Annotated in this window: 21 protein-coding genes; 12 read left to right on the top strand and 9 right to left on the bottom strand. The window is 70.1% G+C overall.

Annotated elements, in window-relative coordinates; all coding sequences use genetic code 11:
• The first annotated feature begins 16 nt into the window (after positions 1 to 16).
• Together K1T35_RS10975 and K1T35_RS10970 are read left to right on the top strand one after the other, a co-directional pair.
• Positions 17 to 694, top strand: a complete 678-nt coding sequence (locus K1T35_RS10975; RefSeq protein ID WP_220260056.1) for a DUF3159 domain-containing protein — start codon at positions 17 to 19, stop codon at positions 692 to 694.
• Positions 695 to 725: 31 nt separating this feature from the next.
• Entirely contained in the window at positions 726 to 1,703 is a 978-nt protein-coding gene (locus K1T35_RS10970; protein ID WP_220260055.1) for an SDR family oxidoreductase, read from the top strand.
• Between the two features lie 74 nt (positions 1,704 to 1,777).
• On the opposite strand, the gene K1T35_RS10965 is transcribed toward K1T35_RS10970, so the two are convergent.
• The gene (locus K1T35_RS10965) at positions 1,778 to 2,278 is read right to left on the bottom strand and encodes an NUDIX hydrolase (protein WP_220260054.1); all 501 of its coding nucleotides are present in this window, start codon (positions 2,276 to 2,278) and stop codon (positions 1,778 to 1,780) included.
• An 831-nt stretch (positions 2,279 to 3,109) separates the two neighbouring features.
• Here K1T35_RS10965 and K1T35_RS10960 point away from each other — a divergent pair.
• From K1T35_RS10960 to K1T35_RS10945, 4 genes are all read left to right on the top strand, one after another.
• Entirely contained in the window at positions 3,110 to 3,538 is a 429-nt protein-coding gene (locus K1T35_RS10960) for a VOC family protein (protein ID WP_220260053.1), read from the top strand.
• Positions 3,539 to 3,803: 265 nt separating this feature from the next.
• Positions 3,804 to 3,980 carry a three-helix bundle dimerization domain-containing protein gene (locus tag K1T35_RS10955; protein ID WP_220260052.1) on the top strand — a complete coding sequence of 59 codons (177 nt, stop codon included), beginning with the start codon at positions 3,804 to 3,806 and terminating at the stop codon, positions 3,978 to 3,980.
• A gap of 154 nt (positions 3,981 to 4,134) precedes the next feature.
• A complete protein-coding gene (locus K1T35_RS10950; RefSeq protein WP_220260051.1) occupies positions 4,135 to 4,569 on the top strand; it encodes a DUF1440 domain-containing protein in 435 nt (144 codons plus the stop codon).
• 113 nt (positions 4,570 to 4,682) lie between these two features.
• A complete protein-coding gene (locus K1T35_RS10945; protein WP_220260050.1) occupies positions 4,683 to 5,423 on the top strand; it encodes a Crp/Fnr family transcriptional regulator in 741 nt (246 codons plus the stop codon).
• Between the two features lie 32 nt (positions 5,424 to 5,455).
• Here K1T35_RS10945 and K1T35_RS10940 read toward each other — a convergent pair whose 3' ends face one another.
• The 3 genes from K1T35_RS10940 to K1T35_RS10930 all read right to left on the bottom strand — a co-directional run bounded on the left by K1T35_RS10940 (position 5,456) and on the right by K1T35_RS10930 (position 15,719).
• A complete protein-coding gene (locus tag K1T35_RS10940; RefSeq protein WP_220260049.1) occupies positions 5,456 to 6,127 on the bottom strand; it encodes a hypothetical protein in 672 nt (223 codons plus the stop codon).
• 15 nt (positions 6,128 to 6,142) lie between these two features.
• Complete coding sequence (locus K1T35_RS10935; protein WP_220260048.1) at positions 6,143 to 13,051, bottom strand: hypothetical protein; 6,909 nt, start codon at positions 13,049 to 13,051, stop codon at positions 6,143 to 6,145.
• Between the two features lie 454 nt (positions 13,052 to 13,505).
• Positions 13,506 to 15,719, bottom strand: a complete 2,214-nt coding sequence (locus K1T35_RS10930) for an MMPL family transporter (RefSeq protein ID WP_220260047.1) — start codon at positions 15,717 to 15,719, stop codon at positions 13,506 to 13,508.
• Between the two features lie 258 nt (positions 15,720 to 15,977).
• Here K1T35_RS10930 and K1T35_RS10925 point away from each other — a divergent pair, with 258 nt between their 5' ends.
• From K1T35_RS10925 to K1T35_RS10915, 3 genes are all read left to right on the top strand, one after another.
• The gene (locus tag K1T35_RS10925) at positions 15,978 to 16,547 is read left to right on the top strand and encodes a TetR/AcrR family transcriptional regulator (RefSeq protein WP_220260046.1); all 570 of its coding nucleotides are present in this window, start codon (positions 15,978 to 15,980) and stop codon (positions 16,545 to 16,547) included.
• A 115-nt stretch (positions 16,548 to 16,662) separates the two neighbouring features.
• Positions 16,663 to 17,148, top strand: coding sequence for a MarR family transcriptional regulator (locus tag K1T35_RS10920; protein ID WP_220260045.1), 486 nt, complete (start codon positions 16,663 to 16,665; stop codon positions 17,146 to 17,148).
• A gap of 62 nt (positions 17,149 to 17,210) precedes the next feature.
• On the top strand, positions 17,211 to 17,669 hold the full coding sequence (locus K1T35_RS10915; protein WP_255621770.1) for a nitroreductase family deazaflavin-dependent oxidoreductase: 459 nt from the start codon (positions 17,211 to 17,213) through the stop codon (positions 17,667 to 17,669).
• An 89-nt stretch (positions 17,670 to 17,758) separates the two neighbouring features.
• On the opposite strand, the gene K1T35_RS10910 is transcribed toward K1T35_RS10915, so the two are convergent.
• On the bottom strand, positions 17,759 to 18,238 hold the full coding sequence (locus K1T35_RS10910) for a zinc-binding dehydrogenase (RefSeq protein ID WP_220260044.1): 480 nt from the start codon (positions 18,236 to 18,238) through the stop codon (positions 17,759 to 17,761).
• Between K1T35_RS10910 and K1T35_RS10905 the strand changes: the two genes are divergently transcribed.
• A complete protein-coding gene (locus K1T35_RS10905) occupies positions 18,237 to 19,124 on the top strand; it encodes an AraC family transcriptional regulator (protein ID WP_220260043.1) in 888 nt (295 codons plus the stop codon). The two genes, K1T35_RS10910 and K1T35_RS10905, sit on opposite strands and share 2 nt — an antisense overlap.
• A gap of 219 nt (positions 19,125 to 19,343) precedes the next feature.
• Here K1T35_RS10905 and K1T35_RS10900 read toward each other — a convergent pair whose 3' ends face one another.
• Positions 19,344 to 19,937 (bottom strand): TetR family transcriptional regulator, encoded by a 594-nt coding sequence (locus K1T35_RS10900; RefSeq protein WP_220260042.1) that lies wholly within the window; start codon positions 19,935 to 19,937, stop codon positions 19,344 to 19,346.
• Positions 19,938 to 20,037: 100 nt separating this feature from the next.
• On the opposite strand from K1T35_RS10900, the gene K1T35_RS10895 reads away from it, so the two are divergent.
• Positions 20,038 to 21,243, top strand: a complete 1,206-nt coding sequence (locus K1T35_RS10895; protein ID WP_255621768.1) for an NAD(P)/FAD-dependent oxidoreductase — start codon at positions 20,038 to 20,040, stop codon at positions 21,241 to 21,243.
• Entirely contained in the window at positions 21,240 to 21,857 is a 618-nt protein-coding gene (locus tag K1T35_RS10890; protein ID WP_220260041.1) for a DUF3159 domain-containing protein, read from the top strand. Before K1T35_RS10895 ends, K1T35_RS10890 begins: the two co-directional genes overlap by 4 nt.
• A 47-nt stretch (positions 21,858 to 21,904) precedes the next feature.
• Here K1T35_RS10890 and dmpG read toward each other — a convergent pair whose 3' ends face one another.
• Genes dmpG through K1T35_RS10875 form a run of 3 tightly spaced genes read right to left on the bottom strand, consistent with a single transcriptional unit; the run spans position 21,905 to position 24,641 of the window.
• A complete protein-coding gene (gene dmpG / locus K1T35_RS10885; RefSeq protein ID WP_220260040.1) occupies positions 21,905 to 22,909 on the bottom strand; it encodes a 4-hydroxy-2-oxovalerate aldolase in 1,005 nt (334 codons plus the stop codon).
• Complete coding sequence (locus K1T35_RS10880; RefSeq protein WP_220260039.1) at positions 22,906 to 23,847, bottom strand: acetaldehyde dehydrogenase (acetylating); 942 nt, start codon at positions 23,845 to 23,847, stop codon at positions 22,906 to 22,908. Before K1T35_RS10880 ends, dmpG begins: the two co-directional genes overlap by 4 nt.
• On the bottom strand, positions 23,844 to 24,641 hold the full coding sequence (locus K1T35_RS10875; RefSeq protein WP_255621766.1) for a 2-keto-4-pentenoate hydratase: 798 nt from the start codon (positions 24,639 to 24,641) through the stop codon (positions 23,844 to 23,846). The genes K1T35_RS10880 and K1T35_RS10875 overlap by 4 nt, the downstream gene beginning before the upstream one ends.
• Positions 24,642 to 24,706 lie beyond the last annotated feature (65 nt).

Genomic DNA, 24,706 nt, shown 5'->3' with positions numbered 1-24,706 from the left:
ACCGGAGGAGCACTACATGACGAACGAGACGGCCACCTCGCCCTCGCGCGAGCTCTATGTCGAGAACGAGCCGGCGAGCCTCGCCGGGGCCGCCCGCCATGCCCTGGAGAGGTCGGGGGGCTGGACCGGGATCGTCGTCGCCGCCGCTCCCACCGTTGCGTTCGTCATCGCCAACGCCCTCGGCGGGCTGACGTGGGCGTTCATCGCCCTCGCGGTGTCCGCTCCGGTGGCGTTCGGGGTGCGCCTCGCGCGCCGGGAATCCCCGAGGGCGGCACTGATCGGCCTCGTCATCGCCGCCGTGTGCGCGCTGGTCGCCGCCCTCACCGGGGAAGCCCGGGGCTTCTTCCTCGTCCCCACCCTGCTCCCCGCCGGGTGGACGCTGCTCTTCGCCGGCTCGGCGCTCATCGGCCGGCCGCTGACGGGAATCGTGCTCAACCGCCTGGCCGGCGGGCCCCGCGACTGGCGTCAGCACGCCCCGCTGCGGCGCGTCTACGCCACCACCACATGGGTCGCGGCCGGCATCTGCTTCGTCAACTTCGTCCTCCGCGTGGTGCTCTACGTCACGGAGCAGCTGGCAGCCCTGGCCGTCGTCGAGGTCGCCGTCATCCCGGTGCCCTTCGCGTTGGCCGCCTTCACCGTCGCCGCCGCCCGCCGCGCCGCCCGCCGGTCGGCCGCGGTCACCCCTGCCGAGTAACCACACCGACGACGACACCTGGAGCACCGTCATGCCACGCACCCCACCCGACATCACCGTCCCCGACCTGTCAGGGAAGCGCGTCGTCGTCACCGGAGCCAGCGACGGCGTCGGTCTCGGCCTCGCCACCAGGCTTGCCGCCGCCGGAGCCGAACTGGTCCTGCCCGTGCGCAACCCGCGCAAGGGACATGCCGCGATCGGCAGGATCGCCGACCAGATCCCCGGAGCGCAGGTGTCGCTGCGCGAGCTCGACCTGTCCTCGCTCGCCTCGGTCGCAGCGCTCGGCCAGACCCTGCGCGACGAGGGCAGGCCGATCCACATCCTGATCAACAACGCCGGCGTCATGGACCCCCCGGACCGACAGACCACCGCCGACGGGTTCGAGCTGCAGTTCGGCACGAACCACCTCGGCCACGTCGCCCTCGTCGCCCACCTGCTGCCCATGCTCCGCGCCGGGCACGCCCGCGTGACCTCGCAGATCAGCGTCGCGGCGAGAGCGGGCACCATCAACTGGGACGACCTGAACTGGGAACGCTCGTACCGTCCCCGCCGCGCCTACGGCCAGTCGAAGGTCGCGTTCGGGCTGTTCGGCCTCGAACTCGACCGGCGCAGCCGGGCAGGCGGCTGGGGCATCACCAGCAACCTCTCCCACCCCGGGGTCGCCCCGACGAACCTGCTCGCCGCCCAACCCGAGATGGGACGCGCCCAGGCCGCCCCCCAGATCCGCCTGATCCGCACGCTGTCGCGCTGGGGTGTCATGGGGACGGTCGAGACCGCGCTGCTTCCCGCCCTGTACGCCGCGACCTCCCCCGACGCCCGGGGCGGCCGGCTGTACGGGCCGGACGGGTTCGGGAATCTCAGCGGCGCTCCCGCCGAGCAGCAGTTCTACCGCCCGCTCCGCAGCACGGAGGACGCCGCGCGCATCTGGCGCGTCTCAGAAGAACTGGCGAAGGTGTCCTTCACCGCGTCTGAACCACGCGGCGGGCGGCGTCTCCCGGTTGTCGAGTAGGGCCGGCGCCCCAGCGCCGGCCCGTATCGAGACCACCCACCACCCACGGCGATCGCAGCTCCGGCACAGCGCGCCTACGTGGACAGACCTTCGGACTTGACGCCGATGCGCCCCGACCACCGGGCAAGGGCGTCGTCGATCCAGAGCCGCATCGCGGAGTGCACCGGAAGGGTGTCGAGCCGGGCGGGATCGATCCACGCCGCGTCGCTGGTCTCCACATGGTCCGGCCGGGGATCCGTGGTTCCGGACGCGGGCGCGGCATGGAAGCACACCGTGAACGGTTGGCGGACCCGTCCGGCCACCGACCGGATCACGTAACCGGGGTCGGTGTAGACCCCGCAGACACCGAGAACATCGATGACGATGCCGGCCTCCTCGGCGACTTCGCGCTGCAGCGCACCGACGACCGTGTCGCCAACATCCACCTGACCGCCGGGCAGCTCCCAGTTTCCGTTGTCCACCCGGCGCACCAGCAACAACCACCCGCGGTCGTCACGTACGGCGGCGAACACCGATGGTGACACCAGCTCCGCGCGCGGCGCGCCCGGATCGTGGAGGAACTCTTCCCGCGACACGAGGCCCAAGGATCCATCACGACAGACCGTGACCGCGCCGGATACGGTTCAGCAGCTCCGATCGGGGGTACGAACTCCGCCGTTAGAAGGGCTGGGTCGAGCCGCACCACTGGTGCGGTGACCACCGCCCTCATCAAGCCGCCAGGCCGCAGGCCTCCGATGGCGCCGGGCCCTCCGCAAGCCGTCAGGCCGCAAGGCCTCCGGTGGCGCCGCGCAGTGTGCGGGGCCGCCCCTCACGACTCAAGGGCGCTCCGCGTCGCTTCGCGATCGCTTCGCAACCCTTGACTCGCGAGCCTCTGCGACCCCTCAGGCAGACGACGCGGGCAGGCCAAGGGCCTGCCCCTCGGGGCGCGCGGCGCCACCGGAGGCGGTTCAGGCGGGCATGATCGAGGCTTCGGCGCGAGAACGGGCGAAAATGACCCGGGAACGCGCCGAACTACTGATCAAGCCGCCATCCCAGGGACAATTCGGCGATCAAGGCGAAATGGTCGCTAGATGATCTCCGATCACGACCATCAGCCCTTGATCACCACGCTGACCTGCCGGTATCGGGTGCAGACGGTCGTTGTCGCAACCATGGACAACCGATACTGCAGATCATGCGCTCCGACCGGTGACCTCGGCGTCGACGGGCCGACCGACGACACCGGCGACCCCGCACCGGAGCGGAGCGGACACCGCCCGGCTACCCGGACGACGTCCACGCGGCGCGAGGCCCGGCCGCCGACCGTGGCGACTCCGGCCTGGGTGATCTGGAGGACCCGGGAACCATCGCCTCCGGGTGAAGCCCTTACCCCGCATGAATCGACCCGTGTGGGGTACGAGCAGCGAATGGCATGTCGGGTGTTCGCAGTCGTGGTGGGCTGCAAGGACGTTGACACGGTGAGCGCCTTCTGGGCTGCCGCCCTCGAATACCAGGTCGTCCGACGATGGCGGGACACGCTCGGGCTGGAATGCGTCGAGCTCGACGGTGCGATCCCGGCGTTCGGCCGCCCACAACTGCTCTTCCGGCAGGTGGACGAGGCTGAGGCCGCGAGGAACCGGATGCACGTCGATGTCGTCGTCCCGGCCGGGAAGGCACCCGAGGAGGAGGTGGAACGGCTCGTGCAGCTCGGCGGCCGCATCGTCGCCGACGCCCCGGACTGCCCCTGGGTGGTGCTGGCCGACCCGGAGGGCAACGAGTTCTGCGTGCGCACAGGGCAGCGTGCCGACCGTCCGCGCGCCCAGCAGGCACCGATGGCTTCCGCGACCGTCGCCTGAGCCGCAGCCTGCGAACCAGCACGCACCCGACCGCGGCCCACATACGGCGGGAGCCTGCTCGCGAGGATCCACCACCCCGCGCCGTCCCCAGCAGCGATAGGGATCAGCCCCTACGGTGGCTGCGTCGGTTCCCAACCACGGGACGGTGGAGATGGACGAAGCAGGCAGAGCCCGAGACGCCGCGACGACAGCCCCTGGTGATCAAGCGGCTTCGCCTGCTCAGCAACCGGAACCAGCCGCCGCCGGTGAAGGACAGCTGCACGAGGTGCGGGAGCGGCTGGTCCATGACGCCGTTTCCGCGGGTATCGACGAGCAGCTCGTGCATTCGGCAGTCACGGAGGCGGCCGCGGCGTTGGCGCGGGCGCCGGTTCAGAACTTCGTCGGGATCCTGGTTGAGCGTTCCGTCCGCGACCAGCTCCGGCTGCGCCCCCGGCCGGACTGAATCCCACCGGATGCCTTCTGCCGGACGCGGTACTCGTCGTCCGGATCGGTGAGCGGTCGTCGTTGTGTGAACTGGATTACCGATGTCCCTCGCTGGCCGGGTCACCCTCACGACTGGTGGCCCGCGACGGGCGGGCCGGGATCCGGAGGCGGCCATGACGACGAGCGTGGGGTCGAGCGCACTCGTGACTCGGATCTGGCAGGGGATCGTGTCCGGGCTGGCCGGCGGGATCGTGTTCGGCGCGTTGATGGCGATGATGGGGATGATGCCGATGATCGCGATGCTGGTCGGCTCGTCCAGCACCGCGGTCGGCTGGCTGGTGCACCTGGTCATCTCAGCGTTCTACGGCGTGCTGTTCGCGCTGATCGTGCCCACGACCCTCGGGACCGGCGCGTTGGTGGGCGCGGGCGCGGTGTACGGGATCGTGTTGTGGCTGATCGGCCCACTGCTGATCATGCCGGCAATGCTGGGCATGCCGCTGTTCATGTTCTCGGGCGCAACGATGACGAGCCTGCTGGGCCACCTCCTCTACGGCCTGATCGTCGCGGGTGTGCTGGCGCCGCTGCGCCGCCGCGCGGTCCGGGCGTGACCTGAACGGCCAGTGGTATCGCCGGGCAACCCGACGGTGGAGGATTTGCCCGCCACACTGGACGGGGCGGCGCTGTGAGGGCGTATGCCCGCCGAGCGGACGGGGTGGGCGACATGGACGACGACCATTTCTGCCTGTCGGAGGTGGCGCTGTTCCGCGACCTGTCGCGCCGGGAGATGGCGGCAATGGCCGAGGCGGCGCCGATGCGCACGGTGCCGCCCGGCGAGATCGTCTACGACCCGACGCGGCCGGTGAGCGTGCTGTTCATCGTCAAGAGGGGCCGGTTCCGGCTGTTCCGGACGGCCGCCGATGGCCACGCCGTGACCACCGCGCTGCCGGGACCGGGCGCGATATTCGGCGAGATGGACATGCTCGGCCTGAAGATGCGAGGCACATGGGCGGAGGCGCTCGATGGCGGCGACCTGTGCCTGATGAGCCGGGCGGACGTGCGTCACATGCTGCTGTCCGATGCACGGATCGCCACCCGGATCGCCGAGCAGTTGGGCGCCCGGATCGCTGATCTGGAGGATCGGCTCGCCGATATGGCGTGCAAGTCGGTCCTGGAGCGGGTGGCGCACCGGCTGTGCGTGCTGGCCGCCCCGGTCCCTCCAGGGGCGGACGCCGAAACGGTCCGGCTCACCCACGGCCAGCTGGCCGGGTTGATCGGCGCGACCCGCGAGCGCACCACGACCGTGCTCGGCGAGCTCGCCCAGCACGGGCTGGTATCGCTGCATCGGGGCCGGATCCGGATCCGGGACCGGGCCGGGCTGGCTGCGGTCGCCGACGGGGCGGCGCGCACCCCGCACCGGCCTGGTGGACCCCCGCGCGCTGGAGACGGGTCGCTGCGACCATGACGGTTCTCGTGGCGCGACGCGCCACGAAACCGCTACCCGGGGTCGCTGGACGGCAACCGAAGTAGCTCCCTCGTGCGAGCGTCGATCTCGGCACCACCGACCACCGAGTGTCGGATGCCGTTGTACACCAGGTCCCAGAGCTGCTGGTTGGCCTCCAGCAGCCCGCACGGGAGGGTGAGTCGCTGCTTGTTCGGCCCGACGAGCCGCAGCGCCAACCCACGCGGCGAGTCAGCGACGCTGATCGAGCGCAGCTCGTAGAGCGGTAGATCGGTCCCGGCGCCGTCGATGTCCACCTCGGCGACAGCATGAGCGCCCGCCCGCAACACGACGGTGGAACGGGAGGCGTTGCGCAGGAAGAAGAGCAGGGCGACAGCGGCGACGACGACAGCCGACATCAGGTACGCGGCCGTCCGGTCCTCTGCGGTGATCCACACGACGACCGCGATCACGACGGTGACCGGCAGGACGGCGTACACCGTGCCCAGCGCGGCAGTCCGCCCACCTCTCGGCGGGCGGGCCGCGACGCTCTCCAGCAGCGGAGCCCCCTGCCCGGTGGAGGAGACGAACAGCCGGTCGCCGACCTGGTGGTGAGCGACCTTCAGCCGGTAGCGCTCACCCAGCCACGGGCCGTCGACGCGAGGTGCGGTGGGCGGCCTCGGTTGCCCGGACGAGTCCGGTGCGGGGGGCAGCAGCCCGGCTGACATCGTCACCTCCACTCGCTAGAACAAACCGCCGACGAAGTCGCCGACCGCGCGACCCGCCGACTTGACCCCGTTCCACGCGCCCTCGGCAGCCTCCCCGATCTTGTTGTCGATGTTGGTGTTGGCGAACAGCATCGAGACACCGACACCCACTATGATCCCGCCCGCTACCGCCCATCCAGCGACCGGGACGGTGGCCGCCGCCCCGGCCGCGACGATCGCCGCCTGCGTCGCGGCACCCGCGGCCGCGCCGACGATCGCAGTCGAGCCGGCCCGGCCGACCGCGTACGCCGGATCCTCACCCCTCGAGATGCCCGAGGCGACGTCGATCCCCACGCCGATGATCGTGCTCGCTCCGGTGACCTTGGTCAGCCCCCGACGCACGGTCTCCTTGAACCGGCTGTCGCCCATCCCCCGGCTGCCGTCCGGCTGGGTCACCCGGTTGATCCCGTCGGCGGCGGTGCGCGCACTGAACCGCTGCGCGCCTTCGGGGATGTGACCGTGGATGCCCCTCGGCAACCGACGCTGGGTGATGTCCCTCAGCTGGCTCGACGCCTGCCGGTAGTAGTCCGCGAGCCTCCGGTGCCGGGCAGCGGCCTCCGGCGTGCTCGCCCGCGCCGCGGCCCGTTCGTGCCGGGTCGCCGCATCGTTGTAGGTGCCGATCCCGCGGTAGTAGTTGTTGGCGAGGTCGATGCCGACACCCGTGACGGTCGGCGCGGCGCCGGGATCCCAGCCCTGCCGCTGGTCGTTGCCGCGCAGCCCGTTGCCCTGGTTCCGGTCGCCGATGTTCCCGTTTCCGGCGTTGTCGTTGCCCTGGTTGTCGTTCCCGACGTTCCGGTCGCCGACGTTCCGGTCGCCGGTGTTGTCGTTGCCCCGGTTGTCGTTGCCCTGGTTCCGGTCACCGACGTTGCGATCACCCAGGTTGTCGTTGCCCTGATTGTCGTTCCCGACGTTCCGGTCACCGACGTTCCGGTCGCCGGTGTTGTCGTTACCGCGGTTGTCGTTGCCGAGGTTCCGATCGCCGACGTTGCGATCGCCGACGTTGTCGTTACCCCGGTTGTCGTTACCCTGGTTCCGGTCACCGACGTTCCGGTCACCGACGTTGTCATTGCCCCGGTTGTCGTTACCCCGGTTCCGGTCACCGACGTTCCGGTCACCGACGTTGTCGTTACCCCGGTTATCGTTCCCGACGTTCCGGTCACCAATATTCCGGTCGCCCACGTTGTCGTTACCGCGGTTGTCGTTACCCCGGTTCCGATCCCCGACGTTCCGGTCACCGACGTTGTCATTGCCCCGGTTGTCGTTGCCCCGGTTCCGGTCACCGACGTTCCGGTCACCGACGTTGTCGTTACCCCGGTTATCGTTCCCGACGTTCCGGTCACCAATATTCCGGTCGCCCACGTTGTCGTTACCGCGGTTGTCGTCACCCCGGTTCCGATCACCCACATTCCGGTCACCGACGTTGTCATTGCCCCGGTTGTCGTTACCCCGGTTCCGGTCACCGACGTTCCGGTCACCGACGTTGTCGTTACCCCGGTTATCGTTCCCGACGTTCCGGTCACCAATATTCCGGTCACCCACGTTGTCGTTACCGCGGTTGTCGTCACCCCGGTTCCGGTCACCGACGTTCCGATCACCGACGTTGTCGTTACCCCGGTTGTCATTCCCGACGTTCCGGTCACCAACATTCCGGTCACCCACGTTGCCGTTGCCGCGGTTGTCGCTGCCCCGGTTGTCGTTCCCGATGTTCCGATCGCCGATGTTCCGGTCACCGACGTTATAGTTGCCTACGTTGTTGTCGCCGCGGTTGTGGTTGCCGACGTTCGAATTGCCGACGTTGTAGTTCCCGCGGTTGTGGTTTCCGACGTTCCCGTCGCCGCGGTTGTAGTCGCCGACGTTCGAATTGCCGATGTTGCCGTTGCCCCGGTTGTAGCTGCCGACGTTCGAGTTCCCGACGTTGCCGTTGCCCCGGTTGTAGCTCCCGACGTTGCCGTTACCCCGGTTGCGGCTCCCCGTGTTCGAGTTGCCGACGTTGTGGCTGCCGCGGTTGTAGCTCCCGAGGTTCCCGTCACCGACGTTGAAGCTGCCGATGTTGCCGTTGCCCCGATTGCCGTCGCCCCGGTTCCGGCTGCCGATATTGCCGTTGCCGACATTCAGGCTCCCGGTGTTCCCGTTGCCCCGGTTGCTGTTTCCGCGGTTGCCGCTACCGCGGTTGTTGTCGCCGATGTTGCGGTTGCCCTGGTTGTTGTTGCCACGGTTTCCGTGACCTTGGTTGTTGTTGCCGTTGTTGTTGTTGCCCCGGTTGGCGTTGCCGACGTTCCCGCTGCCGGTGTTGTCATTGCCGGTGTTACCGCTTCCTCGATTTCGGTCACCTCTGTTGCGATCGCCGACGTTGCCGGTGCCGGTGTTCCCGCTTCCGACGTTGCGGTCGCCCTTGTTGCCGGTGCCCCGGTTCAGGTCGCCCCGATTGCGGTGGCCGACGTTGCGGTTGCCGACGTTGTGGGTCCCGACGTTCTCATCACCCGTGTTGTGATCGCCGAGGTTGAGGTCACCCTTGTTGTGGCTGCCGATGTTGCGGTCACCGACGTTGTGGTCGCCCTGGTTCAGAAGACCGACGTTGTAGTCACCGTTGTTGCCGTCGCCGACGTTGCCGACGCCGTTGTTCATCTCTTCCTTGACCGTGCCGGTGCACCCGATGCCGCATCCGAGGAGGACCGCGCTGGTCTGGGAGTTGCCGGACGGACCGCTACGCGGCTGCTCGGCAGCGGGCTGCTCCGTGACCGCGTCGTAGGTGACGAACTCCGGAGCGCTGGACGCCTGGGAGGTCGTCTCGCCGGTGCAGCCACCACCGCCGGCGACCGTGCAGGCCGCCGTGCTGTTCGAGCCCCGCCGGCGCTCACTCACTCCGAGGTCGATCGCGTTCGTCTCGCTGGCCGCCTTGCCGCCGCACGAGATGGAGCCGACAGGGCAGCTGCTACGCGCACTGGAACGCGAGACGCTGACCGGCCCGGAGACCTGCACCGGCCCGTGCGCGGTCATCACCGGCTCGGACCGGTTCTCCACCAGCGTGTTCGTGTCCGCGGCGCAACTACCACCGACGCCGTGGGTTGCACAGGACGTCGTGCCCACGCTGTCGCGGTACGGAACGTCGCCGGACGCGGAGCCGGTCGTGGCACTGCTGGCCTGGCCGGAGCAGTCGGCGCTCTGGCAGGCGACCCGCGCGTGCGCCTCGCTCCACGCGATCAACGGGCCGGTGTCACCGGTCGTGGTGGTCTTCTCCGTCTCCCCGGCGGGGGCCGGAGCCTGCGGATCGGTGCTCTGAGCCGAGTTGACGCGGGCCGCCGCACTGCGGGCGGAGGACTCGGCGTTGCGGGCGGCCAGCCAGCCGTCGGCGGCCGTCGGCTCGTGGTTGTTGCTGACCCGCGAGGTGGAGTCCGACACGCAGCCGGTGGCGTTGGCATTGCAGCTCGACGTACCGGTGGTCTCACGCACCGGGGCAGGCGCGCCGTCGGTCGCCCCGACGCCCTTGCCTCGGGTGGCGCTGGAGCCGCTGCCGCCACACCCGACGACGCCGGCGCAGTCGACGACGGCGCTCGCCGACGCGGTACCGGTCGAGTGGGCACCGGTCGCGTTGGTGCCGGTCGCGGTCGGCCCGTCCGCCAGGTTCTCGGCGGCGTTGTCCGCGACGGCGTGGCTGTCGGCCTCGCAGCTGCCGGCGGTGACCTCACAGCTGGACGAGCCCTCGCCGAGCCGCTGGACGCCCGTCCCGCTCGCCGCCTCTGCGCTCGTGCTCGTCGTGCCCCGGCCCGTGCAGCCGGCCCCGCCTGCGCAGTCGACGCTCGTCGCCGCCGAGCTGGTCACCAGCGCATCGCCGTCCGACAGCACCTCGAGCCGCTCCGACCCGGCCTCGATCTCCGATTCCTCGATCGGGGACTCGATCCCGGTGCGGCTCTCCGCCCCGCACGCGCCGCCGCGCACCTCACACGACGCCGTGGCGCTGCTGTCCCGGCTCGCCGCGGCGGACACGCCGCTCGCGGACCCGCTCGTCGCGGTCGTCCCGCTCCCGGAGCACGACGGCGCGCCGCAGTCCACCTCGGCCTCGGCCCGGACGTCATCGGCCTCGTCCAGCTCCACCGAACTCGACACCGCACAGCCGCCGTCGCATCGCGCCGATCCGCTGCCCACGCCGCCGGTGGTGCGGTCTTCACCGCTGGTACTCGCCATCCGGGCAGCGCTCTCGTCACGCCTGCTTCCGGAGCTGTTGCTCTCGCACGACCCGCTGCTCTCACATTCGGCCGATGATCGGTCGGGTGCCGCGCGCGAACGCTGTTCGCACTCCCCGCTGCAGCGGGCCGACGCCTGCGTCGCGGTGCCGTCCTCGCCGCGGCTGGATGCTCCGCTCTCACAGCTCCCGGACGAGTCACACGATGCCGACGCTTCGTTGTCCCCTGATCTGGACGACGCACCGCACCCGTAGGCGGACAGCCCCACGCACCGATCCGAGTCGCGGTCGCCGTCGGCGTCCTCGGTCGCGGCACCACACTCGACGAACGCTCCGCTGGACCCGCAGCCCGAGACCGAGCCTTCCCCGTCCAGGTCGTCCTCGGACACCGCGTCCGGGTCGTGCCCGGTGGCGTCCATCAGCTCGTCGGTGGCCTCGTACACCTCGTCTCGCTGCTTCTCGTGCTTCGCGACGTTCTTCTTGTGCGCCTTCTCGGTGACCTCGCCCGAGGCGACCTGTTTCTCCTCGGCCTCGAGCTCCCGCTCGCGCTCCGACAGCTCCCGCTGTCCGTCGACGACATCGTCGACCAGCTCCGCCCGCTCGGTCGACACTTTCGCCCGCTCGGACTCGTAGTCCTGTTCCAGCTTCTCGTGCTCAGCGGCCTGCTTGTCGTAGTCCGCCCGCGTCGCCTTGCCCGATGCGACGTCCTTCTCCGTCTTCTCGAGCCGCTCCTCGCTCTTGTCGACCTCGAGCCGGCCTTCGAGCACGCGCTCGGTCTGCTCCTCCGAGTCCTCGTACTCGTCGTCGGAGCGCTCCCGATCGTCGTCCTCATCGGAGTCCTCGTCCGCGTCGTCGGACCTCGACGACCGCAGCACGCTCAGTGAGGTGTCGTCGGCCGGAGGGCCGCGGGCATCCGCGGTCCTGCGGGGCTTCTTCTCGGACGCGTCCGCACGTTCGACGGCATGCCCTGCGCTGTCGGACGCTTCGTCCACCAGGTCGGTCAGGGCGCCCTCGACGTCCTCGTCCCCGTCCGCCACCTCACGTATGAGATCGCCGGCCTGCCGAGCGAGGCGCCGCACGTCGTCCCGGTCGCCACGCCGTTCATCCCGGTCCGCCTTCTCCCGGGCAGCGTCCGAGTCGTGATCGCGCTCCTCGCCATGCTCCGCAACGGCTTCGCTGATCCGTTCCCGCACGGCCTCCCGTACCGCGCCGGCGCCCTCGGACTCGTCGTCGTCGCGCAACCGCGACCGCGCCGAACCCTGGCCGTCACGCTCGGAGCGCCCGCCCGTCAGGTCCTCGGCGAGGTCCGCCCACGACTCCTCCCGGGAGTCCCGCCCGTCCCGCTCCTCGCGGTCGCTGGTCTGCCGGCGTTCCGCGATCGCCGCGCGTGGCCGCTCTTCCTCGCTGTCTTCGTCGACCGAACTCTCGCCGGCCCGCTGTCTGAGCTCGACCTCGTCCTCGGCGGCACCGCTGTCGTCCTCGTCGGGATCGCGGGCAGTCCCACGCTCGCCGGCGCCGCGCCGCACCTCGGCAACGCTCGGATCCGCGGTCTCGTCGGCATCCTCGTCAGCGGCTCCGGGCGACCGGTCGCCGCGACGCTCACGATCCCGGCTCTCGTCACGGTCGTCGCTGTCGCCCCGGTCCACGATCCCGTCGCGAACATCCCGGACGATCTCCGCGACCCGCTCGCCCGCTTCGGCGCGTTCGGAGTCCTCCGCGTCGGAGTCCCGCGCCCGATCAGACGCACCGTCGCTCTTTTCGTCAGTACGCCGCGAACGGTCCTGGCTGGTGTTCTCCGGCTCAGCCTTGTCCCGATTCGCAGTGTCCTGGTCCGCCGAATCCCGGCTCTCGGCGCTCCGGTTCGAGGCATCGTCGTCCTCGGTGCCGTCCGATTCAGGAGCGCTCGTGCGGGTGGTCGACTCCCGGTCCGCGTCGCGGTCGCCTGCCTCTCGACGGGACTCCTCTCCGTCCTTCTCCTGACGCGTTGCCCGTTCACTCCGATGCTCGCGGTCCTCGTCCGAAGAACGGTCCTCGGACTGCCGACCCTCCCGGCGCTCGTCCGAAGTGTCGCCATCCTCCGAGGCGGTTCGAGCGTTCCGAGAGCTCTTCTCCTTGCTCTCCTCCGAGTCGCCCGACTCGCGCTCCCGGGACTCCTTCTTGGACCCGGACTTATCATCCTTGCGATCGTCCGACTTCTTGTCGGGCTTCTTGTCCTTGGACTTCTTGTCGTCCGAGTCCTTCTTGTCCTCGGATTCCTTCTTACTGGACTCCTTCTTACTGGACTCCTTCTTGCTGGACTCCTTCTTGCTGGACTCCTTCTTGCTCGAGTCCTTCTTGTCGGACTCCTTCTTGCTCGACTCCTTCTTGTCGGACTTCTCCGAGCCCTTGTCGGACTTCTCCGAGCCGGATTCCCCGCCGTCCGAACCCGAGTCGCCGTCTCCGCCGCCGGCCGGCCTGATGCTGCCTCCCTTCACCAGGCCCTGTTGGACAGCCGCAACATGCACCGCCGGAGCCGCGGCCGCGGGGGCCGCCGTCAGAAAGGCCGCCCCGATCCAGAGGAGCACGACAGTGCCGGCGAGCGTGCACCCCCAGCGCACCGCCTGCCACAGCCAGTCGACCGGTGAGAGTCTGAGGCGCACGGCATCGACGTCGGAGCGGAAGGTGAGAGCGATGGCCTCACCCTCACGGACTGACACCTGACCCATGACGAAAGCTCCAGGAAGTTCGCCGCTGCGCGCGGAAGAGGACTGCAGAACCAAGAGGGACGCACGGCCACGAACGGGCACGCGAACATCCAAGGCACCGAATCTCGACACACGTCGCGCCTGAGGCGAGCGACCTGCCGGGCGGACCCGAGCCACACCACGCCCCGCCGCTCTCCCGTTGCGACGTCGTCAGCAACCGGCCGATCCCAGCGAGGGCAACGTGGAGGGTGCCTACGTCCGGCGTACGGCGAGCACCTCCTGGGTGGCAGGTGCGTTGCTCCAAAATGACATCTTGGTGACGCCGCTCGCGGCGAGCACGGCGCAGGAGCGGACGCAGCACCTCCAGGTTTCGCCTGGCGACCGAGATCCCTGCGATCTCAGCCGCCGGCAAGGGCAGTTCGGTGGTCCTTGTCCCCGGAGCGATTTCCCTCGTTATGGCCGTGCCGGCCCGTCGTCAGAAGTGGCTGAGCGGTTCGGTCGTGGCCTCGGTCTGCGGGGCGGGCCGCAACGCGTCGGAGAGGCTCGGATGTCGACTCGACGTCCGTGGCCGGCCCGGCCACCAGTTCGCTCGGCCGAGCAGTTGCATTGCCGCAGGAACGATGATCGAGCGGACGACGGTGGCGTCGATCACCACAGACAGGGTCAGTCCGATTCCGATGGTCATTACGAACAGCGACGTGGCGGTGAAGCCCATCGCGGCGAGCACGACGACCATGAGCAGTCCGGCCCGGGTGATGACGGAACCGGTGCTCTGCAGGCCCACGCGGATGGCGCGCCGGTTGTCGCCGGTTGCCCGGTACTCCTCGTGGATGCGGCTCACCAGGAACATCTCGTAGTCGGTGACCAGACCGAAGGCGATGGTGACGATGACCGCCAATCCCCACACGTCGGTCGTTCCCACCAGGTGGAAGTCCAGCAGGCCCTGGAAGCCGCCCTCCTGGAATCCCCAGATGATCAGGCCGAGCGAGGCTCCCAGTGAGAGGAAGGCGACGACGACGGCCTTGAGCGGCACGAGCACCGACCGGAAGCAGACGAAGAGCAGGAGCAGGGTCGACAGGCCGACGAAGATGAGTGCCCATGGCAGTGAGTCGGTCGTCGCCTCGTTGTTGTCGAGGCCGACCGCAGGGCCGCCTCCGACGAGGACCTCGTCCGCGCCTGCCGGGGCGTCGAGTGCCCGGATGCCCCGCACCAACTCCAGGTTGACCGCGTCGTCGACCTCACCCCGGGTGTCAACGATCACCCAGGTCAGCTCGTCGTCGGCGCGATGGACGGCGGGATCGTACGCCCCTTCCAAGCCGTCCACGGTTTGCAGGTAGTCCGCCAGTGCCTGCTGCTGCACCGGGCCGGAGATGGCGATGTTGAACCCGCTTTCGGCCGCGTGGCCCGCGGCGAACTCCTCGTCCAGGATCCTGGGAACGACCTGGGCCTCGTTGTCCTCGGGCAGGACACGGTGGTTGGTCTGGCCCGGCGCAAGTGAGAGCAGCGGGGCCGCTGCGGCCACGAGCGTCAGCAGGCCGCCGGCCAGCCACGGCACGGGCCGCCGGGTGACGGAGCGGGCCAGCGCGGCCCAGGCGCGGTCCTCCCGGGTGACGGTGCCGGGCCGGCGACGCAGCCAGCGAGGGCTCGCCGCGTTGATCCGGGGGCCGAGCGCCGCCAGCGTGGCGGGCAGCACCACGAGCGCGGCGAGAATGTTGAACCCGACCACCGTGATGCCGGCCCAGCCGAACGAGTGGGAGATCGGCTGCGGGAAGAACAGCAGCCCGCAGAGTCCGATGATGACGACCAGGCCGGAGAAGGCGACCGTGTGGCCTGCCGTGTTCATCGTTGCCACCAGCGCCCCGCTCACGTCGCCGTGGCGGCGGTCCAGTTCGTCGCGGAATCGGGTGACGGTGAAAAGCCCGTAGTCGATGGCGAGGCCGAGGCCGAGCAGCGTGGTGATCTCCAGGGCGAAGATCGAGATGTCGGTGACGTAGGTCAGGCAGCGCAGCAGCGCGAGCGAGCCGAGGATCGCCAGGATCCCCATGGCGACGGGGATGGCGGCGGCCACCAGGCTTCTGAAGACGATCAGGAGCAGGACCAGCAGGATCGGCAGCGAGATCAGCTGGGCGGTGGCCAGGCTTTCCTGGGCCGCCTGCTGGAGGTGGTAGACGCTGGTGGACTGGCCCGCGATGTAGGTATCCAGCCTGCCGTCGTCGGCGCGGGCCATGTCCTCGATCTCGCGGTACGACTCGAGGCGCTCGGGGTTGTCCGCACCCTGCAGGGTGATCAGGGCGATCGTCGAGGACCGGTCCTCGGAGACGTACTCGGCGCGCTCGGACGCGGTGAGCTCCGGGGTCCAGTAGCTGGTCCAGGAGAGGACCTCGGACTCCGGTAGCCGGGCGAGCGCCGCCGTCACCGCCTGTTGGAAGGCCGGGTCGTCAACCGTCAGCTCGCCGGTGGGGTCGGTGTAGACCGCCGCCGCGTCCCGGTCGCCGGGCTGATGCCCGAAGTGGTCCTCCAGCAGCGCGGTTGCGCGCTCGGACTCCGCGTCCGGAGGGCCCAACCCATCGGTGATCATCGCGCCGAAGACCCCGCTGCCCCAGGCGCCTGCGAGCACCACGAACAGAGCGGCCGCAATGAGGAGTAGGCGCCTGCGCACATAGGCGAAGCGGCCCAACCACGAATACACGGATATACCACCTGAATTGGTTGCACGGATCCGAGGGCGTGCTCTGAATCGACGACTCCACCCGGTGCGTCGAGCGGGCCGCCCCGGACCAAACCGAGGTTGACGTCGTCAACCTAGCCATGGAGGTGGACAGTGTCAACCGGACATTTGCCGACAGTCGGCCGCCACGACCAACCGCGTTCGGCGGCCGCGACAGGCTTCCGCCAGGCTGCGAAGCAGCCTCTGATTGACGCCGTCAACCGACGGTAGGGTGCGCGAATGCCGCCAGGAACGCGCGACGCACTGCTCGACGCCGCCGAGGCGCTGCTCGACTCCGGCGGGGTCGAGGCCGTGACGTTGCGCGAGGTCGGGCGCCGCGCCGGCGTCTCCCATAATGCGCCTTACAAACACTTCGCCAGCAAAGAAGCGCTCCTCGCCGCCATCGCCGCGCGGGAACTGCTGCGCATGCGGGACACCCTCGTGGGCGGGCTCGCTCCCGACACGCCACCAGAGGTCGCGCTGCGTGCGGTGTTCGGGGGATACGCGCGGTGGGCCCTCGCCTACCCGCGGCGGTTCAGGCTGATCTTCGGGCCGTGGAGCACCGGGTCCGACGAGCTCGCCCGGGCCGCGAACGCGGCGATGGACCAGCTACTGGGCGTCGTCCGGGCCGCCCAGGAGCGCGGCGCCCTGCCCGCGGGCCCGCCGGAGCGCCTGGCCGCCCTGTTGCAGGCCGTCGCCCACGGCGCAGCCGACCTGGAGACGGCGGGCCACCTCGCACCGGAGGGCAAGGGCGGCACGGATGCTGCAGGCCTTGTCGCCGACCTGCTCGACCACCTCGCGGCCGGCTGACCGGGAGACGCTCAAGCGTGAGATGGAGGGTGAGTAGCCGCGAGTCCTCGCATCGACGCACCCGCCTGTTAGTCTCATCGCAGTCCAGATGCTACGGAGATCATATCATATGGGAATGGCGGCGCCGGGCGACCGAGACGCAATCCGTCGGCACAGGCGACTAGCCACGGAGATCAAGGCGTCACTCCGCGATCTACGCAACCAGCTGTCCTTGCTCAATCACCGGGTCGTCACGCGCCTGGAACTGAAGGACATCGACCTGGACTGCCTCGAGCTCATCGCCCGTGACGGTCCCCTCGGCCCCACCGAGCTCGCCCGGCGGGCCGGACTGCACCCCGCAACGATGACCGGCATCCTGGACCGGCTTCAACGCGGGGGGTGGATCATCCGCGAACGCGATCCGGAGGCCACCGATCGCCGCGCCGTGACCGTCAGAGCCATGCGCGACCGCATGGGCGAACTGTTTCGGCTCTACTCCGGGATGAGCACCGCGATGGACGAGATCTGCGACCGATACACCGACGCCGAGCTGGAAACGATCGCCGACTTCCTGACCCGCGCAACCCGCGCAGGCGAGGACGCCACCACAGAGCTCAGCTGACCGCGCAGGCCAGAAGCATCAACTAGTACGAGATCCATATTATCTGTGATACGTTCGATCTCATGACACAGGACACCCAGAAGGCACAGAACTACCGACGGATGGTCAAGAGGATCAACAAGGTGATCACCGGCCTCCAGCGGATCGGCATCGCGTTCGGCCCGATGCAGCTGCTCACCGTCGCCGGGCGACGCACCGGGCAACCGCGCACCTTCCCGATCGCCGTACTTCCACTGGCAGGCGGCCGCTACATCGTCCAGGCGTTCCCGAACGCCGCGTGGGTTGCCAACGCGCGAGCCGCCGAGACGGTCACGTTGACGCGGGGTCGGCGCAGCTCCACCGTGCGCTTGACCGAAGTGCCGGTGGACGAGCGTCGCCCACTGCTGCGCGAGGTCGTGGAAACCCAGCCGGCCAGCGCGGCACGGCGCTACGTGACCAACGGGCTGGCCGAGGCACCCACACCTGATGCGGTGGCCGCGGCGGCGGACCGGATCGCCGTGTTCCGTGTCGAGAAGGTCTGACAACCGCCGACGCCAGCGGTGGCGCTTGCGCCGTGGCAAAGGAACGCTCACTGACCCGAGGACCGCGCAGACCGCAATCGAGACCAGGGTCAATCGAGAATGACCACATGCTTGCCCGGGGCGTCACCGGCTTCCAGGTTGGCCTGCGCCTGCCGTACCTGGTCCAGCCCGTGGTAGACGCCCCCGATGATTGCGGTGAGGCGTCCTTGCGAGATCGCGTCGAGTTGTTTCGCGAATACCTCGGCCGGAAGGTCGTCGGCGCCGCCGCCGTAGGTGGTGAGGCGGACACCGAAGGGGATGTATCCGAAGGGTGAGAAGTCCTTGACGGTCCACTTCCCGCCGAGTGCGCCGGCGAAGCACCCGGTGCCGTGCCGGCGGACCGAGTCCAGGGTGTCTCGTAGCGTCGCCATCCCGACCAGTTCCAGCGCGCTGTCGACGCCGTCGGGGACGACGGTACGGACGGTGTCAGCGATGTGTCCCGTGTCGACGATGGGGTGGTCGACGCCGCGTTCGCACAGCCAGTCGGTTCTTGCCGGGTTTCGGGTGGTCGACAGGACGGTCGCACCCATGTCCTTGGCGAGGGTGGCGGCGGACAGGCCGACGGTGGAGGTGCCGCCGCACTTCCACGCCCACCACGACGATTGGCCGTGGAACCCTGCCCGCCCCGGCCGGGCCACCTTCCACTACATGATTCTCGTGACGTCCGGCGTGCTGTACCACGATGTCGACCACGTCACCCGCACCGTCGCCCCCGGTCAGTGGCTGTGGGTGCGCCCCGGCCGTACGCAGTGCTGGCACCCGCCCGGTACCGCTCGCGGCCCCTTCATCCTGTTCGAGCCGGATGTCCTGCCGGCTGACACCGCCCGCCTGCTCGCCGGCGTCACCGCCCATAACGCATCCGCCGTCCTGACCCCGCACCCCGACGACTCCCCCTGGGCCGAACGCACCGCCTTCCAGCTCCTCGACGAGCACCGCGCACTGGGGCGTCGGCCCCTGGCCCTCCACCACGCCCTGCGGCGCAGCCTGCTGGAGGCCCTGCTGCTCCGCCTCGCCCACAGCCTGGACACCGCCGCCCCATCGGGCGACGACCGGCGCACCAAGGTCCACCGGAAGTTCCTGGATGCGCTGGAACTGCATTTCCGCGAGCTGCACCACGTGGAGGACTACGCCCGGCTGCTCGGCTACTCGGTACGCACCCTCACCCGTGCCACCCGAGCCGCCGCCGGCACCGGAGCGCGGCAGATGATCGACGAACGTCGGCTCCTCGAAGCCCGACGCCTGCTCGGCCTCGCGGGTTGGACGGCCGATGCCGTCGCAGCCCATCTGGGCTTCACCGATGCCGCCAACTTCGGTCGTTTCTTCCGCAGCCGCACCGGCCTCACTCCTGCCGCGTACGCCACGCGGGAGTGGAGCCCGGGTGAGATCACGTCGACGTTGCCGAGCGCGAGCAGGTGACCAACCTCTTCGCAGTGCCGACGATCCTCAAGAACCTCACCGAGCATCCCGACGCACGGACCCGTGACCACTCCAGCCTCCGCCAGGTGATCTACGCGGGGCAGGGCGAGCTCAGGCGAGCCGGTGTCGAGACCGGCCGACTCCGGCTCTCGCGGACAGGGCTCGACACGTTCCGCGGGGCGCCTGGGCTGCTCGACCAACGGGGGCCGACCCGACGACCTACCCGGTCAGGCACCGCTGCACGAGCGGACCGAACCGGCTCGCCAGCTCGTCGACCGACGCGGAGACGATCGGCTCGATCCGCACCACGTACCGCGCCGCCGCGAGGCCGAGGAGCTGCACGGCCACCATGCCCGCCCGCAGCCCCGCGTCCGGGGCGTCGAGCATCTCCGCGAGCCGGTCGATGATCTCCCGATGGACGTACTCGCGCACCAGCGCCTCCGACTGGTCGTGGGTGGGCGCCGACCGGGTGATGATCGCGAGCGAGGCGTGCTCTGACCTGTCCATCTTCTCCAGGAGCGTGCGGACCATGCGCTCGCCGATCCCGTCGAGGCCGCCAACGAAGATCGACTCGATGGTCTCGGGGAGGGCGGGCGCCATCTCGACCGCCGCACCGAACAGCCCCTGCTTGCTGCCGAAGAAGTAGAAGACCATCGCCGGGTCGACCCGTGCCTCGGCGGCGACCGCACGCACCGTGGTGCCGGCGTAGCCGTGCTCGCGGAACAGCGCGCGGGCCGCTTCCAGGATTCGCTGCCTGCTCTCCGCGCCGGATCGCCAACGTCCAGGGCGACCCGCTGGTCTGGTGTCGGTCATGGTCGATGGAGTCTATCCGCTCATTCTTCATCATCTGGTGGAGATTCACGCGAACCCGCGCTACCGTGAACTTCATCAGCGATGAAGAAAGAGGTACGGGATGCGAGTGATCGTGGCGGGCGCCGGGCTCGGCGGTTTGACGCTGGCCCAAGGGCTGCGCCGGTCGGGAATCGACGTCGCGGTGTACGAGCGCGACGGCGCACACGGCCGCCCACAGGGCGTCAGCCTGCACCTCGATGAGAGGGGGACGGCAGCCCTGCGCGCGTGCCTGCCGCCGGGCCACAGGGCGATGGCCGAAGCGACCTTGGGCGGGCCGCGGAACCGAACCCTTCTCCTGTCCGAGGTCGACGGCGAGCTCGCGATCGTCGGCTCGAGGCCGGCCGATGGCACCCGGGTCCGGCCCGGTCGGCAGGCCAGCCGGAGGCTGCTGCGTGCGGTGTTGCTGACCGGGCTGGAGGACACCGTGCGGTTCGGCGCGGCGCTCACCCGGTTCGAGCTGTGCTCAGACGGAACCGTGCGGGCCTGGTTCTCCGACGGCACCACAGACATCGCGGACGTGCTGGTCGGTGCCGACGGGGTCGGTTCGACGGTTCGCCGCCAGTACCTACCGCACGCGCGGGTGGTCGACTCGGGCCGGCCCATGCTGATGGGTGCCACACCGCTACGCGCCGTGGCCGCTACCGGGCTGCCGGAGCTGATCGGCCACAGCCCTGCTGCCGCACAGGTCGGCGACACGACCGTCGCCATGGGAATACACCGGTTCGCCGAGCCGCCGACGGCGGCGCGAAGACGGTGGCTGCCCGCCATGCCGGCCGGCGTGGTCGACAGCGCGGAGAACTACGTGATGTGGGCGATGGCGGTGACGCAGGAGCAGCTCGGGACCGTCGAAGCGCCGGCCAACGTGTGGTCCCTCGCCACGGAGCTCGCCGCGGACCTGCACCCGACGTTGCGGACGGTCGTCGAGCAGGCTTGGCCGGACGTCACGGTCGCCATCCGCGTCGGGGTGATCCCGCCAGTGCCGAAATGGCCGGTCGGTCCGGTGACCGTGATCGGCGACGCCATCCACCTGGCCCCGGGGTTCGGCGGAAACCTGGCGATGCAGGACGCGCACCGCCTTCGGGACGCGCTGGTTCGGGCGGAACGGGGCGAGCAGAGCCTGCTCGCCGCGATCGGCGCCGCCGAGGACGCGATGCGCCGGGACAGCAACCCGCACGCCGACCTCGGCGGCCGCGTCATGCCGCGGGAGCCCCGCGACGGCGCAGCGGCCGAACCGGTCGGTATCGGCACGGCGGAGGCGGGCGCATGAGCTTCACCATCATGACCCGGAGGTCGCTGTCCTGGTTCGAGGCGCTGGGCGGCTGGCGCACGGTCGCTGAGGCGGTTGCGTCGAAAACGGTGTTCCTCGTCGGCTACCTCCTGACCGATCAGGTGGTGCCGTCCGCCTTGATCGCGGTCGGGGCGGTGGCGGTGTTCGCGGTGGTCCGCGTGTGCACCGACCGGAAGTACTGGTCGGCGCTGATCGGGCTCGTCATCGTCGGGCTGTCCACGCTGTGGGCCGGCAACACGGGGTACGCGGTCGACTTCTACTTCGTGGACGTGGTGACCGCCGTCGGTTTGTCGGCCGTGTCACTCGTGTCCATTCTGGTGCGATGGCCGATGGTCGGGTTGGCGGTCGGGGCGGCACGCGGTGAACGGCTGAGTTGGCGACGGGATAGGGCCCGGCGCCGGCGCTACCAGGTGTGCACGGCGATACTCCTCCTGAAAGGCCTCATCGAGACCGCAGTGCTGCTGCCGCTGTACCTGGCCGAGCAGGTGACCGCACTTGCCATCGCCAGCACCCTGCTGGGCGCGCCGGCGGCGGGCGTCTGCATCTATCTGTGCTGGCGGATCCTGCACACCGAAGCCGAAGCAGCCTCGTAGGGAGGCTCTGACCCACTTTCGCAGGGCTCGCACCGCTCAAACGGCGGTCACGGCTTGGCGAGGTCGAGCGCAATGTCGACGATCATGTCTTCCTGGCCGCCGACGAGGCGGCGGCGTCCGACCTCGAGCAGGATGGCGCGGGTGTCGAGGCCGTGTTCGGCCGCGGCGCGTTCGGCGTGGCGCAGGAAGCTGGAGTAGACGCCGGCGTAGCCGAGGGTGAGGGTCTCGCGGTCGACCCGGACCGGACGGTCCTGCAGCGGCCGGGCGAGGTCGTCGGCGGCGTCCTGCAGGGCGAACAGATCGCTCCCGTGCTCCCAGCCGTGCAGGTTCGCCACCGCGACGAACGCCTCGATCGGGCAGTTCCCCGCACCGGCGCCCTGCCCGGCCAGCGAGGCGTCGACGCGGGTGACGCCCTCCTCGACGGCCACGACGGAGTTCGCCACCGACAGCGACAGGTTCTCGTGGGCGTGGATGCCGATCTGCGTGCCGGGGTCGAGCACGTCGCGGTAGGCGCGCACGCGGTCCCGCACATCGGCCATGGTCAACCGGCCACCGGAGTCGGTGACGTACACGCAGTGCGCCCCGGCCTCCTCCATCACCTTGGCCTGCTTCGCCAGCTCGGCAGGCGGCGCCATGTGCGACAGCATGAGGAACCCGGCCACGTCCATGCCCAACTCGCGGGCGGTCGCGATGTGCTGCGCGGCGATGTCCGCCTCGGTGCAATGGGTGGCGATCCGCACCGACCCCACCCCGAGGTCATGGGCCCGGCGCAGATCGGCGACCGTGCCGACGCCCGGCAGCAGCAACGTGGTCAGGCGCGCCTTCTGAACCACCTCGGCGGCCGCGGCGATCCATTCCCAGTCGGTGTTACTGCCCGGCCCGTAGGTCAAGCTCGCCCCGGCGAGCCCATCGCCGTGGGAGACCTCGATCGCATCCACCCCGGCCGCGTCCAGCGCCGATGCGATGGCGCGGACCTGGTCGGGCCGCAAGCGGTGGCGGATGGCGTGCATCCCGTCCCGCAGGGTCACATCCTGGATGTAGAGCCTCGTCACAGCACTGCCTCCACGGGTCGGGCGGCGAGCAGCTCACCGGTGCGCAGCGCCGCCGAGGTCATGATGTCGAGGTTCCCGGCGTAGGCCGGCAGGTAGTGGGCGGCGCCCTCGACCTCGAGGAACACCGTCACCTGCCACGCCGGCCGCGGTGTGCCAGGGCCGATCAAGGTGTCGAGCGGCTCGTCCGGCGGGATCGGTGTGACCTGCACTGCCTGCTTGAGCCGGTAGCCGGGCACGTAGCGGGCGACCTCGGCGACCATGCCCTCCACGCTCGCGCGAATCGCGTCCGGCTCGCCGCCGTCGACCAGGCACAGCACCGTGTCCCGCATGATCATCGGCGGCTCGGCCGGGTTCAGCACGATGATCGCCTTGCCGCGATCCGCTCCCCCGACGGCTTCGATGGCCCGCGCGGTGGTCTCGGTGAACTCGTCGATGTTCGCTCGCGTCCCCGGGCCCGCCGACCTCGACGCGATCGAGGCGACGATCTCCGCGTAGCGCACCCGCGCCACCCGGGACACCGCCGCAACCACCGGGATGGTGGCCTGCCCACCGCAGGTCACCATGTTCACGTTGCGCGCGCCGGCGTGCGCGCCCAGGTTCACCGCCGGCACCACGAACGGCCCGATCGCCGCCGGGGTCAGGTCCACCAGGACCTTCCCGTACGACTCGAGCGTCGCCGCGTTGGCCACGTGCGCCTTCGCCGAGGTCGCGTCGAACACGATCCCGATCTCGCCGAAACCCGGCAGCGCAACCAGCCCGTCGACGCCCCCGGCGGTGGTCGGGATGCCCAGCCTGCGCGCCCGGGCCAGCCCGTCCGAGTCGGGGTCGATACCGACCATCGCGCCCATCTCCAGGGTCTGCGACAACCGGATCACCTTCAGCATCAGGTCCGAGCCGATGTTGCCCGACCCGATGATCGCCACCTTGGTCCGGCTCACGTGAAGCTCGCCCGGACCGTGCCCAGGCCGGACAGCTCCGCGGTGAACGCGTCACCCGGCGTGACCGGCACCATCGGGCCGAGCGCCCCGGACAGCACGACCTCGCCCGCGCGCAGCGGCTCGCCCAGCTCGGCCGCGGTGCGGGCCAGCCACACCAGCGCGTTGACCGGGTCCCCGAGGCACGCCGCGCCCGACCCGGTGCTCGCCACGCTCCCGTCTGCCCGGGTCATGGTCATCTCGACCGCGGTCAGGTCCCGATCGCCCAGCGGCCCCGCGCTGTCACCGAGGACGTAGAGGCCGCTGGATGCGTTGTCCGCGACCGTGTCGACGAACGTGATGTCCCACCCCGCGATGCGGCTGTCGACGATCTCCAGCGCAGGCACCACCTCACCCACCGCCGCACGCGCGCCCGCGGCATCCACGTCACCGTCGAGATCGGCGGCGAGGACGAACGCGATCTCGGCCTCGATCCGCGGCTGCAGCAGGCGGTCGCGGTCGATCGGCCGGTCCTGCGGACAGGCCATGTCGGCGAACAGCACCCCGAAGTCGGGCTGGTCCACCCCCAGCTGGGCCTGCACCGCGGGCGATGTGAGGCCGATCTTGCGACCGGCGATCCGCCCGCCGTCCGCGACCCGGCCGCGGGTGAGCAGCTCCTGCACCGCGTACCCGGTGCCCACCGAGGTGTCCGGCAGCAGGCCGCGCACCGGCGGGCAGGGCACCCGCGTGCGCTGGGCCTGCCGCAACCGCTCCTCCGCCGCGCGCACCCCGGCGTCGATCGTGCTCGCTGATGTCATGCCCGATGTCATGGCTGGACTCTCGCACCGCCACCCCGCCAGGATGGAGCCGTGCATTCCGTACA

Origin of the sequence: Pseudonocardia sp. DSM 110487, from assembly GCF_019468565.1 — a bacterium.
Lineage (GTDB): Bacteria > Actinomycetota > Actinomycetes > Mycobacteriales > Pseudonocardiaceae > Pseudonocardia.
The sequence above is the reverse complement of the archived record's forward strand: the minus strand, read 5'-3'. Positions and strand labels throughout refer to the sequence as shown.